Here is a 15,269-nt window from a genome sequence, read left to right as displayed (position 1 = left end):
GATTTCTGATCCCTGGTGGCTTGGATTGCCGTCGGTGTCTATTACCCGGAAAAATTGAGCATCCGCTTCGGTTTGCGCTTGATCTGCTCCTCAGACGCATTCCCCAACGCCTGATCCATCAAACTCCCCGCCTTATCCTTATCCGCCGCCCCCGGCAGCACCGGCGGTTTAATCCCAATCCCCGTGCCGCTGCCCGCCGAACCACCCGCATTAATCTTCACCACCGGCCCAACAACCGTCACCCCACCCGCATCCAGCTTGATAAAACTCCCGCCACCCAAAATGGTGAGTTCGCTGCCAGCCTCGATAACAATCTTCGCCCCAGCCTTCACATGAATCTCTTTCCCAACGCTGGTCAGCTGCGCAGTCCCCAGCTTCACATGCTGGTTCTGCCCAATTGTCAGGTGATCATCCAGCCGCGTTTCAACCTTACGATCAGCAATCGTCGTGCGATGTTCTTCAGCCTTGAGCTCGGTGTAGGTGTTCTTCACCACCGTGTCATGCCGCTCATTGCCGACGCGAATTTTCTGATCGTGCTCAATGTTTTCATCCCAATCCCGCTGGGCATGAATGAAGATCTGCTCCGCGCCTTTCTTGTCTTCAATGCGCAGTTCATTGAACCCGCCGCCCCCCGGTGAGCTGAGGGTTTTGAAGACGGTGCGGGTTTTATTGGCCGGCAGTTCGTAGGGAACCTGGTTTTCCTTGTGATACAGGCACCCGGTCACCAACGGCTGATCGGGATCCCCTTCAAGGAACGTCACCAGCACTTCCATGCCGATGCGCGGAATGACAATCGCGCCATACCGATCCCCGGCCCAACTCGAAGACACGCGCATCCAGCAACTGGTTTTGTCGTCGGCCTGGCCTTCGCGGTCCCAGTGGAATTGCACTTTGATGCGGCCGTACTGGTCGCAGTGAATTTCTTCGCCCTTGGGCCCGGTGACCATGGCGGTCTGGCTGCCGAGGACGCGGGGTTTGGGGTGTTGCAGCGCCGGGCGGTAGAACACGTTCCACGGGGTGGCGAGGAAGCGGTTGCGGTAGCCCTGGTGGAAGTCGTCTTTGTTGTCGGTGGTGTCGCTGGTCACGGACTCTTCGAGGACTTGCGGTTGTTTGCCTTCGTGGACGATTTCGGTGAGCAGCCAGAGGTCGTTCCACTCGGTGCGCGGGTGGTCGGACATTTCCAGGAAGTGGCCGCTGATCAGCCTGGTCTGGTCGCCGTGGCCTTCGGCTTGCTGGTAGTCGGCGCGGTGGCGTTCGAGGGCGCGTTGGCTGAGAAATTTGCCGCGCGCGCGGTCGAGGAAGCGGCCGGGGTAGTCGTAATCTTCCAGATCCGGTTCGGTGCTTTCGCCGTCGGGTTTGTAGGCGGCTTCGAGTTGCAGGCGTGGTTTTTCGAAGTCGTAGTCGCGGCGGGTGGTGCGGCTGGTGCGGGTTTCGAGGCGCAGTCTGAAGCCTTTGATGACGGGCTCGTCGGCGACCATGCCGCTGCCTTGCACGTAGGCCGTTGGCTGCCCGAGTTTCGGGAATACGGTCTGGTCGTCGCCGAAGACCAGCAGATGGGCTTTGTCGCTGTGCTGGAAGTGGTAGTGAATGCCTTCCTCTTCGCACAGGCGCTGGACGAAGTGCAGGTCGGTTTCGTCGTACTGCACGCAGTAGTCGCGGTCCGGGCAGGGCTGGCTGAGCTGGAAGCGGTAGGCGTTGCCTTTGATGCCGTGCTCTTCGAGGATCAGCGCGATGATTTTCGGCGCGGACAACTGCTGGTAAATGCGCTGGTTGGTGCGGTGATGCAGGTATTGCAGGTGCGGCACCAGGGAGATTTTGTAACGGGTCAGGCGCTTGCCGGCATCGCCTTGGGCGACGCGGTAGATCTGGCCGTGGATGCCGGACCCTGCGGATCGAACGCCAGGAACGCCTGTTTGTGCAGGAGTTTTTCCAGGTCCAGATCGGGGTTTTCACTGACCAGTTCGAGGTCGAAGCGATACGGCTGGCTGATGCCTTCGGTGCCGGTGAACGACAGCACTTGCAGGTCGCCCGAAAGCACGGCGCCCACGTAGTCTTTGATGGTCAGCCTGAAGTGCGTTTCGTTAGAAGGATTAAACATAGTGTGCTCCCTGCTCGGTAGTCATCCGTTACGTCGATGCATAGGGCGCTACTGTCAGATCATTCGCCTTATGTCGTATTAATCTAAACAAAAGGCCGCGACCTCCTGATTTCCTTCATACATGGATGTCGCACCTATCGGACATTTCCTGCAAGACGCAGCGCCGTCCATGAACTATCCGCCCCTCGCTTTCACCGCTAACCTTTATTTGTCACCGCAAAAAACGGTGACACGGACGTGCAAGTCCGGGTAAAAGACGACGCACAACGTCATTGGTTGCCGGTTGAGCAGATTCCTGTTCGTGGCGCCCGTTTTATGGCGGCTGTGCGCGGGAGATCTTTCTTTCGAGAATGATCTGCCGGGGTCCGTCTGCCCGGTCTTGCACACCTGCGCACGGCTGCCACCTTATTCGCGTGCAAGTGAACGGTGGTAGCTCCCAAAATACAGATGGAGATACATAAATGTCCAAGGTAACGCCCAATCCACCAGGCAATTCTGGTACTACTTCCGAAGAACCCCTCGACACCAAAAAACTCGACAAGGAAGCCGCCGACCGCGTCTTCGCCCATTACTTCCCTCCCACCAGCGAAAAACCGACCAAACGCCGTAAAGGCAAACTATTCACCGTCTCCGCCGATATTGATTCGGAAGCCCTGTTGGCCAACGCCTCCGAAGACATGCTGTCGATTAGCGCCATCGCTGCCAAATTAGCGGACGATGTCGAAGGCTCAAATCGCTCTGTAGCACTCGCCGTTAGCAGAATTGCCGATGGTGCACAGCTCATGGTGGAACGGGCACTGGACCATCTGGAAGAGTTGATGGCGACAAGACAGGAAGCGAAAACGTAAGGGGCGTGAGGGGGGACGGATTAAGCTAAAAGTAAATCCACCCCCTTTCCCCAATGTTTTAAAGGTTCTCGCTCATATCCGCACATTCATCCGCCTCGGCAAGAACTTTACGTTCACCGTAGTTAAAAACACACACAGGGTGTTTAAAGCTACCCCGCACTTTCTGACAAGCACTACTGTTTCTTTCTTTATAGACACATTGCTCATCGGAAATGATCAATTCCTTGCTTGGCGTCAAAGTCAAAACTTTAGCACCATCAATACGATAAATACTTTCGTGTATTGAGCCACCAGATTGCTGAATATCTTTGTAGCTCCCGTCCTGCAACTCAGAGGTGCTAGCAGGAATAGATCCGATATAATTAGCTTCACCGCCTTTAGCTGAAGCAGAAAAAATCATGACTTGAGCATTAAGCCCCATATCATCACTGGTTGGATAAGAAAATATGACGGAATCGCTAGGTTCATCTGACGCCTCTCTATAGACATAATCAGACCGACACCCTAGATCAGGATTTTTAAGGGAAAAAGTTCCTCCTTCAAAAGAGAGAACCAAACCAACTGCTGAGTCGGAATCTTGGTCAGCATCTTCGCACAATAGCTTATGTTCTACTGGGCTAGACCAAGCCGCACCGCTGTAGATAAAAAACGATAGTATGATCAGTGGGAAAAAGGGGACGGATTTATTTATTGGAGACCGAATCATCATAAATAAATCCGTCTCATTTTCATAAATAAATCGGTCCTATTTTCTTTTTTAGTCGATTAACCGTCTATCGACAGGAGAACTTTTTTTAGCTTGGATATATCATCCTCATAAAAATTATTGCACTGAGAAACAAAAATAACCTCTTCACTTCTGTCGCGCTCAAGCGTGCTACAAACGAGAATATATCCATCATTGTCCTGCGGCCCCTTATATACAACGACCTTCATATCTAACAGACTCCATCCATTTTGTGCCATTTTTGACCTAGCTGATGCAGGCGCATCAGAAATTTCAATTATTGACTCAGGATCCGGGAGTTTAATCAAACCATTGTATGGAGGATGACTACCAACAGCCAACTTACTTAAAACATTTCCCCTATCACGCCCACGAGCAAAAACCGTAGGAAGACTATCGAAAGCCGTAGCGGTGGAAGACAAACTGGAAGAAACTAACTTTACTATGTCCACACCATTATCTTTATAGCATTCGGCAATTTCGAAGCCCGCTGGCAAATCATTGAATCCGCATTTTTGTTCTTCAGCAGTAACACCTCCAAAACACCATGCGGAGCACATTAGACTGAAAAGAACACAAGACAATTTAAACTTTCTCATTAAGCACACCCCAAATTTGTTCAAACGCAGCCTTTCTTTCAGTATCATGCAAAGGAACTTTGTTGGGACTTCCCCTGTTGATGATAGACCCAACCACTTTGCAGTTTTCTGGGGCCGCCCCTTCGTCTGCACGTTTATTTATCTTTTCTCTAGACCAAAAAAATCCAGATGCGTCGCAAGCATTGTAATCGTCCGAAGAGAGCAGTGAGGGATTAGGATCCACTGTAAAATTTTTCCCCCGATACATTTCATAACTTTTGTAATTACGTCTTCCTGTAATTTGCAAAAAACCTCGACCATGAAATCTGAAACCATCGCCAACTGCCCCACCATTCGACGAATTAGCGACTCCGTTATCCATACCAGCAGCCTTTGTTGCTATCTTGTTTGGCCGTGTAGCCATGTAATTTGGTCGATTTATTGTAGGCTTTGGATTCGGTCCAGGGTTAGGAAGCTCAACCGGTCGTTGACCTGATGGCAGATCACGATTCAGGCTTACCGCCCTATCATATTCAGTTCCAGCTTCACTCGGGGTCATAATTTCGTACATCTTTCTGAAGTATGGCTCCTCACCATTTTCTTCCCGATATTGCCACCAGCCTGTCTCTATTCCAACTTGAGCAAAGAAGTGCCCCACTCTGAGCTTAGAGCTACTGAGCAAATACTTATTCAACATTTTATTCGTTGGAACTCTTAAAGCAGCAGCTCGCTGCTTTCCGACAGACGGGGCCTGCTTCAAAACTCTCATAAGTTCATCACTACTAAACCAACCGCACCTCCTAAAAACCCGAATAAACTCTGCGGGCGGAAAATGCCAATGCTTGCTCTCGATACCAGCCAAGTTTGCCTGTTCCCAGAACGCCAACTCTTTCTGATGAATTTTTATTTTGTCAAATTGATCCTGCGGCATCGGGCCACCATCCGCCACTTTAAGCAACCACCCATAGCGGATATCGAAATCACTCGAAGTCCACTCACTCGGAAACTTACAAACCAAGCGCTTAATACGTTGCTGTGTTTCCGCTGAGCGCAAGCGAGACATACTCAGTTCATGCTCGTTTGTATAGCGTTCCGAAAGATTCTGTTTTTCTTCCTCTGAAAGAACTGCGTAGCCAGGTGAATTTGCCATGCTCACAGCATCACCATTTCCAGGCTGGATCGAACCTGAGCTAAACCCCAGCAAACTCCTGATGAAATCCGACTGGCAATGGCTGTCCGTATCCGTATCGTCGTCTACAAGTTGCCAACCCTGCCAATGCGGAAAATCCGCATCGCTGAATTTCGTAACGCTGGCTGCGTTCAGATTGACCCAACCAACCTTGCTCTGTTCACCGGCCTTGCCAGGAAACTTGATCTGGCGCCAGTGCGCAGCATCGAGAGGCTGAAGCACGTCGGGACCTAGCACTCTGCCGAAACGCAACAGTTCATAACCAGCGCTTGGGGACTGTGGGTAATATTGCTTGGCTTTGTCGTACAGCTTGTACTCGTATTCAGCCTCCTCGTGCTGCGCGCCTATTTCTACTCCACTAATGTAAAAAGACGTTAGCGTGCATTGGCCTTTTTCAAAGTGCATACGTACGAAGATGCCTTCCTGAAGCTGCGAAGCTACAGCCGGCTCATACCCGTCTATTGTCGCAGGGGTACCTGTGGAAGATGCTGAGCTACCACCTTCTTGGATCGGTGGATTAGAGGGCATCGCTGGGGGACGGTAAACTACCGGGCTGTTGTTCAGCGGTTGGCGGCGATCAGGAGGAGCCGCGCCGTAAAAAAGAACCTCAGGGGGGACAAAAAAATACATATCGCCCCAACAGCTATCCGTCCGCCCGTTACTAGACTGGTAGCGAAGGTCCCGAGTCGTTCTACCCGTCAGATTGGCTATCTGGCTCGGATCCGCAATGATCTCGAAATGGATTCGCCCCTCTTTACCGTAGATGCTGCCCGCTTCGCCAATAGCGTCTTTTCGGAGGACAGTTGCTCCTATTTGTAGCGGGGTCAAATTGATCTTCGACAGGTGCATGTAGATTGAATAGAAAACGACTTTCGACTGAGTTCCCTCCCCAACCTCTGTTTCGTGGCGTAGGACGATACAACCGTTGTCGGTCCAGCCGCCCCGAAAGTTAAGCGCATGATCCGACGCTGGGCTCAATGGAGCAGGACTGCGAAAATACGCCAGTGTCCCATCAGAGATAGCGCGAACAGGAATAGCTTTCCCACCCTCTTGGGGTGCAGTCAGATGGATACCACCATGCCAATTAAGGTCAAAGCTAAGGGGATAACCACCGTCACCAGGAACTCCACCAACCATGGCGCGCGCCAGATATGTAGTGGTCTAATGAAACCGGACACCCATTTAGGCGAGAATGCTCGCCAGATCGAGGTGTCAGATGACCAAACAACGCCGTTCCTTTTCTGCTGAATTCAAACGCGAGGCTGCCGACCTCGTGCTCAAGCAAAACTACAGCTACATCGAAGCCAGCCGTTCGCTCGGCGTCGGCGAGTCGGCCCTGCGCCGCTGGGTTGATCAGGTTCAGCAGGAGCGCCAAGGCGTCACTCCGCAGAGCAAAGCGCTGACCCCGGAACAGCAGAAAATCCAGGAGCTGGAAGCCCGGATCGCCCGCCTTGAACGGGAAAAATCGATATTAAAAAAGGCTACCGCGCTCTTGATGTCGGAAGATCACGAGCGTACGCGCTGATCAATCAGCTGAGCGTCCATGAGCCGATTGATTGGCTGTGCAAGGTGTTTGAGGTCACCCGTTCGTGCTACTACGCCCAGCGTCTTAAGCGCCGCACACCGGATGTCGAACGGCTTCGGTTACGCAGCCGGGTGAGCGAGCTGTTCTCGCAAAGTCGCAGTGCTGCGGGCAGCCGCAGCATCCTGTCGCTGATGCGTGACGACGGTGAGCAGCTCGGTCGGTTCAAAGTGCGCAGCCTGATGCGCGAGCTTGACCTCGTCAGTAAACAGCCCGGATCACATGCCTATAAACGAGCGACGGTTGAACGGTTGGATATCCCGAACTTCTTGAATCGAGAGTTCGATGTTCCAGCACCCAACCAGGTGTGGTGCGGCGACATCACCTACATCTGGGCCCAGGGGAAATGGCATTACCTGGCTGTCGTGCTGGATCTTTGCACGCGCCGGGTGGTGGGCTGGGCGTTGTCGGAAAAGCCGGACGCCGATCTGGTTATCAAGGCGCTGGATATGGCTTACGAGCAACGAGGAAGACCTCAGGGTCTGCTGTTTCACTCGGATCAAGGGTCGCAGTATGCGAGTCGTTTATTTCGCCAGCGGCTGTGGCGATATCGCATGCGCCAGAGCATGAGTCGTCGGGGAAATTGCTGGGACAATGCGCCAATGGAGCGCGTGTTCCGCAGCTTGAAAACGGAGTGGATACCGACCACGGGTTACCGAACGGCTCAAGAAGCCCAGCGCGATATCAGCCACTTCTTGATGCATCGGTACAACTGGGTTCGACCCCATCAATTCAACGGTGGGCTGGCGCCAGCTCGGGCCGAAGAAAAACTTAACGTCGTGTCCGGGATTAGTTGACCACTACAATATGCATCGTCGGTTTCTCCCGCAACAGGGCTCGGAAGAAAGGGAGGGCTAATAATCATTTTGAAAAATCCTTGTCCATGTTGACGCTTGTTATTCCGTTCATAGCGAGAAAGGGTAATCGACTGTAGGTTTGAGTTTTTCCTGCGGAGCATTCCCCAACGCCTGATCCATCAAACTCCCCGCCTTATCCTTATCCGCAGCGCCCGGCAGACGCGGAGGCTTGATGCCAATCCCCGTCCCACTCCCCGCCGAACCACCCGCATTAATCTTCACCACCGGCCCAACAACCGTCACCCCACCGGCATCCAGCTTGATAAAGCTCCCGCCACCCAAAATGGTCAGTTCGCTGCCAGCTTCAATAACAATCTTCGCCCCAGCCTTCAGATGAATTTCTTTCCCAACGCTAGTCAGCTGCGCAGTCCCCAACTTCACATGCTGGTTCTGCCCAATCGTCAGGTGATCATCCAGCCGCGTTTCAACCTTGCGATCCGCAATCGTGGTGCGATGCTCTTCCGCCTTCAGCTCGGTGTAGGTGTTCTTCACCACCGTGTCGTGGCGTTCGTTACCCACGCGAATCTTCTGGTCATGCTCAATGTTTTCATCCCAATCCCGCTGGGCATGGATGAAGATTTGTTCGGCACCTTTCTTGTCTTCGATGCGCAGTTCATTGAACCCACCGCCCCCCGGTGAGCTGAGGGTTTTGAACACGGTGCGAGTCTTGTTCGCCGGCAATTCGTAGGGAACCTGGTTTTCCTTGTGGTACAGGCACCCGGTCACCAACGGCTGATCGGGATCCCCTTCAAGGAACGTCACCAGCACTTCCATGCCGATGCGCGGAATGACAATCGCGCCATACCGATCCCCGGCCCAACTCGAAGAAACGCGCATCCAGCAGCTGGTTTTGTCGTCGGCCAGGCCTTCGCGGTCCCAGTGGAATTGCACTTTGATGCGGCCGTACTGATCGCAGTGGATTTCTTCGCCTTTGGGGCCGGTGACCATGGCGGTCTGGCTGCCGAGGACGCGGGGTTTGGGGTGTTGCAGCGCCGGGCGATAGAACACGTTCCACGGGGTGGCGAGGAAGCGGTTGCGGTAGCCCTGGTGGAAGTCGTCTTTGTTGTCGGTGGTGTCGCTGGTCACGGACTCTTCGAGGACTTGCGGTTGTTTGCCTTCGTGGACGATTTCGGTGAGCAGCCAGAGGTCGTTCCACTCGGTGCGCGGGTGGTCGGACATTTCCAGGAAGTGGCCGCTGATCAGCCGGGTCTGGTCGCCGTGGCCTTCGGCTTGCTGGTAGTCGGCGCGGTGGCGTTCGAGGGCGCGTTGGCTGAGAAATTTGCCGCGCGCGCGGTCGAGGAAGCGGCCGGGGTAGTCGTAATCTTCCAGATCCGGTTCGGTGCTTTCGCCGTCGGGTTTGTAGGCGGCTTCGAGTTGCAGGCGTGGTTTTTCGAAATCGTAGTCGCGGCGCGTGACGCGGCCGGTGCGGGTTTCGAGGCGCAGTTTGAAGCCTTTGATGACGGGCTCGTCGGCGACCATGCCGCTGCCTTGCACATACGCGGTTGGCTGGCCGAGCTTCGGGAACACGGTCTGGTCGTCGCCGAAGACCAGCAGATGGGCTTTGTCGCTGTGCTGGAAGTGGTAGTGAATGCCTTCCTCTTCGCACAGGCGCTGGACGAAGTGCAGGTCGGTTTCGTCGTACTGCACGCAGTAGTCGCGGTCCGGGCAGGGCTGGCTGAGCTGAAAGCGGTAGGCGTTGGCCTTGATGCCGTGCTCGTCGAGGATCAGCGCGATGATTTTCGGTGCGGACATCTGCTGGTAGATGCGCTGGTTGGTGCGGTGATGCAGGTATTGCAGGTGCGGCACCAGGGAGATTTTGTAGCGGGTCAGGCGCTTGCCGGCGTCACCTTGGGCGACGCGGTAGATCTGGCCGTGGATGCCGGAGCCCCCGCCCTTAGAAGAAGCCGCATCGAACGCCAAGAACGCCTGCTTGTGCAGGAGTTTTTCCAGGTCCAGATCGGGGTTTTCACTGACCAGTTCGAGGTCGAAGCGATACGGCTGGCTGATGCCTTCGGTGCCGGTGAACGACAGCACTTGCAGGTCGCCCACATAGTCTTCCACGGTCAGGCTGAAGTGGGTTTCGTTAGACGGGTTGAACATTGCTTGCTCCCTGTTCGGTAGTCATCCGTTACGCCCGCAGTCGAAGGCGTTGCAGCAAAGACGAAGTGACGCCCAGGGCGTCACGCAGTTGGGCGGCGGTGATGGTGCGCTTGGCCGCATCGAAAGCCAGCGCCGTTCGCAGGGCTGGCCAGCAGTGTTTCGGTAGATTGCGCGGTGCGTGCAGCTCGCGTTCGAGCTGGCCGTCACGGGCTTCGGTCGACGGCAAGCGGCGGAACGGGTGTTTGCCGCCCGCCAGTTCGTAGAGCACGCAGGCCACACCGTACACATCGGCGCTGGCCGACAGCGGTTGACCTTCAAGCAGTTCGGGGGCGGCGTAGCCCGGGGTCCAGGCGTTGAAGCGGTCGCGGCTCAGGTGCGGCAATCCGGGGAGGATGCCTACCACGGCCTGGCCGAGACCGAAGTCGAACAGGCGCACGCCTTCTTCGCTGAGCATCACGTTGCTCGGTTTCATGTCACCGTGCAGCACGCCGCGAGTGTGGGCGTAGGCCAGCGCGTCGAGCAGCGGCAGCGCGATGTCGCGCAGTTCTTTCCACGGCAGGCCCAACGGGCGCTCGCAGAGCAGTTTGTCCAGGGTCAGCCCACGCATGAGTTCCATGGTGATGAAGGCGCGCTGGCAGTCGGTGTCCACTTCAAAGGTATGGAAGCGCAGCACGTTGTCGTGGCGCAGGCGCCGGATCAGGGCGAACTCGCTGTAGAGCAAGGCGCTGGCGTCCGGCGATTCGGCAAATTCTTCGCTGAGGATTTTCAGCGCGATGTAAGGGTCGGGATCGCCGAACTGTTCGCTCAGCAAGTCCCGTGCGCGGTAAACCGCGCCCATGCCGCCGGCACCGAGCAGACGCTCGATGCGGTAACGGCCCGCCAGCACGTCGGGCATTTCGCCGATGCTGGCCTTGGTTGGCGCCAGCGCGGGCTCAGCTTTATGCGACTTGGCGAACGCGAAGTAAGTCAGGTTATTGGCTTCCTCGTCGGTCACCAGCAGGTCGTCGAGCGGCGGCATGAGTTGGGTCATTGTCGGATCACCACGGCAGTCAGGTTGTCCCGGGCCGAGCCACGCAGGGCGCCATCGAACAGACGCTCCAGCGCAACGTGCGGCGCGGTCAGGCTCAGGGCGTTGCCCAAGGCATCGCTGCTGAGTCCTTGGTACAAACCATCGCTGCACAACAGAAACGTATCGCCGGGGTAGACCTCGAGTTCGAGCACGTCCAGCGTCAGCACATCAGCCGCCCCGACCGCACGGGTCAGGGCATGGGCCGATGGATGCGCACGGGCGTCCTCGACGCTCATGTTTTGCTCGTCGATGAGTTGCTGTTGCAGCGAATGGTCCTTGGACAGTTGATACAAACGCTGGCCGCGCCACAGGTAGCAACGGCTGTCGCCGGCCCAGATACAGGCCGCTCGATTGCCTTCCACCAGCAGCGCCACCACGGTGCTGCCCATGATGCTGTCATGGCGCCCGGCGGTGACGGTCAACTCCTGACCCAAGCGGCGATTCAACCAGTGCAGGCACTGGCGAATGCCTTTGAGGCGTTCGTCGAAATCATCCTGCACCGGCAATTCCGCCAGGCTGGCGACGATCAACTGGCTGGCGATGTCGCCACCCTGATGACCGCCCATGCCGTCGGCGACCACCCACAAGCCCTGCTGTGGACAGTCGAGAAAGGCATCTTCGTTGCGCGCCCGAACCTTGCCGGCGTCGGTACGCGCAGCGCTGCGCCAGGGACTGGCAACCAGCATCAGAGCTGCACCGGCATACGGAAGGTGCGCAGCACGCCCATGTCGAACGGGTTCGGCGTGCGCTGGCTGCTGAGCAGGTAGTTGGCGCGCAGGCCACCCACGTCAGCTTTCAGGACCATCACGTCGCGACCGTTCAGGTACTCGGTCTGCATCAGGTCGAACAGACGGAACAGCGACCACGGGCCGGTGTTCTTCTCGATGCCGATCGGACGGCCAGCCATTTTGTCGAGGACCAGGCTGGTGCGACCGTCTTCAGCGTCGGTCGGCCATTTGAAGGACACCGGCACGATCGGGCCGTGACGGTATTCGATGGTCTTGTCGCCAAACTTGAACTCGGAACGGCTGACGGCCGGATCGAGGGTGTACGGCTCCAGTTTGAACTGCACTTGCGGCTCGGCCGGGTTGACCGAGAAGAAGCTCTGGCGGATCACTTGTGCCGCGGCCATCTGGTCGAGGTAGACCTTGGAAATCGGCAGGCTGTGACCGTCAATGACACGCAGACGGAAGTTGCCCGGATCACCGCTCACGAACGGACGCATGTAGGTGTCGAAGAAGCGATCGTTGATGCCCTGGGCCTTGAAGAACTCGCGGAAGTCGCTGATCGCCACGTCGCTGGTGCTGTGGGCGCTGAACGGGTAGCGCTTGTTGATCGCCTTGCCGTAGAAGCTGTAAAGCTCGCTCTGATAACGCTGGTTCAGGTACTGGTAGGAATCGTTCAGCACCAAACGCCAGGTGTCTTCAGCCAGGACGTTGAACCAGACGCTGACCGGACGCGGCAGACGGTTCGAGGCATTGCGCAAGTTGCTCAGCGCATCACGCTGGCCGCTCATGCGGGTCTTGGCCATTTCAAACGCGGCCTGCTCCGGGGAACTGGCCCGCGCCAGGCTCGCCAGCTGCAGTTGCAGGTCGTTGAGCGCCGTCAGGGCCGGGGTCAGATCAGCGGCCGGGCCGTTGTTGTCATCCAGCAAACGGTGCAGCGGTTCGAATCGACGTTGCAGGGATTTCTTCGCGGTGTCGGGCAGGTTCTTGGTCATGTCGGCAGCTTTATCCGCCGCCGCTGCCGCGAGTTTGCCGAGCTTGCCGCCCTTCTCTGCCAGTTTCCCGGCTGCATCAGCGGCGTCTTCAGCATTGTCGGCGGCTGCCGGGAAGCGCGTGTTCTCGCGCACTTCCACCAGCAATTGCAGGACCGGCGAGTTGGCCGAGGTCAGGCCCGCCAGTTGCTCGGCGCCCTCGCCCGCATCGTTGATCGGTGGCAGGGCAACCTGGCCGACCGCTTCACTCCAGAAGTTGGCGTAGTCGCGGAAGTACAGCTGCTCCAGCTCGACCATCAGGCGACGCAAGTCCATGCCACTGATGCCCGAGCCTTCGCCCAGCACCCAGTTGTCACGCAGGATGTCGGTGACCAGTGCACTGCCCTGGACCGAGAAGTACTGCTGATAACCCTGTTGGGTGTAGAAGCCCGGGATCACGTAATCGGTGCCGACAAACAGCGAACCTTGTGGCCCGAGGTGTTGGCTGAGCCGGTATTCCGGCAGGTTGCGGGCCTGCTCGCGCAGCATCCGGTAAACCACGTTGGCCAGCGACTCGCTGCGCAGGACCTGACGCGCCTGCGCCACCAGTTGATCGTTCAGCGGGTAGATAAACGGTTGCTGGAGCAAGCGCTCGAAGTGCGTGTTCAGACCGTTCTGCACCGCGGTGTTGCCGGCGTAACGCTGGGACCATTCGGTGGCGACCCAATCCTTGAGCCATGGGCCGTCGCGACGGTCTTTCATGTTCAGCATGAGGTACGCGCGCAGGCTGTTGAGCAGGCGTTCGCGGTCTTGCATGTTGGCGCGGATCTGCCCTTCCAGCAGCGTCGCAACTTTCGGCAGCAGTTGCGCTTCAAGCTCGCGCTCGTAGGCGTCCTTGACCACTGGATTGACGTCTTCACCCTGGTACAGACCGCCACGCTCGTGGTAACTCACGTCGCCTTTTTTCGGGAAGACCTGAGTCGCCGCGTAAGCCGTGTCGAGCGGCTTGAGCACCGCCATGGAATCATCACGCGCGGTCAGGGCCGAGCGCTGTTGCGTCCAGTTAGTGGCGAGGTTACGCAGGTTTTCCAGACGCTCGTAGTTGGCGGAGAAACCGCCCGCCCACAGCATGCCGAACAGTGCCAATGCCGCCAAAGCACCCACATACAGGGCACGTTGGCCCCAATGGATGCGGCTGCGTTCGCGTTTGTCCAGGCCTGCCAGATCGGCCTCGGGAAAAATCACCCGGCTGAGCAAATGGTGGATGAACCGTGAACGGCCGCTGCGCAAGGTCGGCAGTACGCCCACGTTCATCCCCAGGTTGGCGCCGATGCCGGCGGTGGTCTGGTCCATTTCCTGGGTCAGGTGCGGTGCGCTGGTCAGGTAGAAACCGCGCAACTGACTGACACGCTGGTAGCGGTTGCCGGTGAACGCCATGTCGACGAACAGGCACAGGCGCTCGCCGATCTGCCCCAGTTGATGCGGGAAGTCGAGGATACGGCCACGGCGCTGGGTGTCGCGCTCTTGGTGCATGCGCATGATCACTTGGCTGTTCAGGCGACGCAGCAGTTCTTCGAACTCGGTACGCAGCACGGTCACGTCGGTGCCGCTCTGCTCTTTGCGGAAGCTGGTGCCGAGTACCTGATCGCTTTCATCGCGGGTCAGTTGATCGAAGAACTCGTCGAAACCGAGCAGCTTGTCAGCCTTGCTCAGTACCAGGTAAACCGGCACGTCGACGTGGAGTTTTTGATGCACGTCCTGCAAGCGGGCACGCACTTGGCGGGCCAGGGTTTCGAGGTCTTTCTCGTCGGGGCACAGCAGGGTTTCCACCGGAATAGTCACCAGCACACCGTTCAATGGACGGTTGCGGCGACGCTTGCGCAGCAGGTCGAGCAAGGTGCTCCAGGCGCTGCCATCGACTTCGCCGTCCGGCTGGGTCAGGTAGCGTCCGGCGGTGTCGATCAGTACACCGTGGTCGGCGAAATACCAGTCGCAATGACGGGTGCCTTGGGTATCGCGGGTGAGCTTGCGGTCGACCTTGTTGATCGGAAATTCAAGGCCCGAGAAGTCCAGCAGGCTGGTCTTGCCGCTGCCCTGTGGACCAATCAGCAAGTACCACGGCAAATCACTGCGCCAGCGCTCGCTACGACCGCGATACAGGCTCGACGTCTTGAGGGTTTTCAGGGCGTCCTTGAAACGCACCTTCAACTCTTTCTGTTCGTCGTCGATCAGCTCTTCGCGGCGAATACGGTCCTGGCCGTCTTCGGTATCTTCGACGGCTTTTTTACGCACACCGGCGCGCCAGCTGATGAAGACCATGGTCAGGCCCCAGATCAGAAACAGCACGCTGATGGTCAGCAAGCGCGAGGTCGAACCTTCCCAGAACTTGTAGTCATCCACCGCCAGCAGCGGCCCGACGAACCACACCAGCAGCGCGACAAACAGCACCACCAGCAAGGTCCAGACCCAGGTCTTGCGCAAGAATGCGCCGACTTTCTTGAAAAACTTTTTCATCACACGTCCCT

9 protein-coding genes and 1 pseudogene are annotated in these 15,269 nt (G+C 57.0%); 2 read left to right on the top strand and 8 right to left on the bottom strand.

The window, feature by feature from the left end; genetic code table 11:
- Positions 1 to 41: 41 nt before the first annotated feature.
- Positions 42 to 2,098, bottom strand: a pseudogene (locus NL116_RS00830) (type VI secretion system Vgr family protein).
- 461 nt (positions 2,099 to 2,559) lie between these two features.
- On the opposite strand from NL116_RS00830, the gene NL116_RS00825 reads away from it, so the two are divergent.
- Entirely contained in the window at positions 2,560 to 2,946 is a 387-nt protein-coding gene (locus NL116_RS00825; protein WP_494375622.1) for a DUF6124 family protein, read from the top strand.
- A gap of 58 nt (positions 2,947 to 3,004) precedes the next feature.
- Here NL116_RS00825 and NL116_RS00820 read toward each other — a convergent pair whose 3' ends face one another.
- The 3 genes from NL116_RS00820 to NL116_RS00810 are packed head-to-tail and all read right to left on the bottom strand — an operon-like array spanning position 3,005 to position 6,577.
- On the bottom strand, positions 3,005 to 3,655 hold the full coding sequence (locus NL116_RS00820; RefSeq protein ID WP_494375621.1) for a hypothetical protein: 651 nt from the start codon (positions 3,653 to 3,655) through the stop codon (positions 3,005 to 3,007).
- A gap of 56 nt (positions 3,656 to 3,711) precedes the next feature.
- Positions 3,712 to 4,272 (bottom strand): hypothetical protein, encoded by a 561-nt coding sequence (locus NL116_RS00815; protein ID WP_494375620.1) that lies wholly within the window; start codon positions 4,270 to 4,272, stop codon positions 3,712 to 3,714.
- Entirely contained in the window at positions 4,259 to 6,577 is a 2,319-nt protein-coding gene (locus NL116_RS00810) for a hypothetical protein (protein WP_494375619.1), read from the bottom strand. The genes NL116_RS00815 and NL116_RS00810 overlap by 14 nt, the downstream gene beginning before the upstream one ends.
- Positions 6,578 to 6,656: 79 nt before the next feature.
- Between NL116_RS00810 and NL116_RS00805 the strand changes: the two genes are divergently transcribed.
- A protein-coding gene (locus NL116_RS00805) for an IS3 family transposase (RefSeq protein WP_494372978.1) occupies positions 6,657 to 7,819 on the top strand; the annotation gives its coding sequence in 2 pieces (ribosomal slippage) (positions 6,657 to 6,912 and positions 6,912 to 7,819; 1,164 coding nt in all).
- Between the two features lie 108 nt (positions 7,820 to 7,927).
- Here the strand turns inward: NL116_RS00805 and NL116_RS00800 are convergent.
- The 4 genes from NL116_RS00800 to tssM are packed head-to-tail and all read right to left on the bottom strand — an operon-like array spanning position 7,928 to position 15,258.
- A complete protein-coding gene (locus NL116_RS00800) occupies positions 7,928 to 9,979 on the bottom strand; it encodes a type VI secretion system Vgr family protein (protein WP_494375618.1) in 2,052 nt (683 codons plus the stop codon).
- Positions 9,980 to 10,007: 28 nt separating this feature from the next.
- The gene (locus tag NL116_RS00795) at positions 10,008 to 11,009 is read right to left on the bottom strand and encodes a serine/threonine-protein kinase (protein WP_494375617.1); all 1,002 of its coding nucleotides are present in this window, start codon (positions 11,007 to 11,009) and stop codon (positions 10,008 to 10,010) included.
- A complete protein-coding gene (locus NL116_RS00790) occupies positions 11,006 to 11,734 on the bottom strand; it encodes a PP2C family protein-serine/threonine phosphatase (RefSeq protein WP_494375616.1) in 729 nt (242 codons plus the stop codon). Before NL116_RS00790 ends, NL116_RS00795 begins: the two co-directional genes overlap by 4 nt.
- A complete protein-coding gene (gene tssM / locus NL116_RS00785; RefSeq protein WP_494375615.1) occupies positions 11,734 to 15,258 on the bottom strand; it encodes a type VI secretion system membrane subunit TssM in 3,525 nt (1,174 codons plus the stop codon). Before tssM ends, NL116_RS00790 begins: the two co-directional genes overlap by 1 nt.
- Between the last annotated feature and the right edge of the window lie 11 nt (positions 15,259 to 15,269).

It is taken from the genome of Pseudomonas sp. FBCC-B1667, from assembly GCF_059133255.1.
Note: the sequence above shows the minus strand (reverse complement) of the source record. Positions and strands in the feature narration are given on the sequence as shown.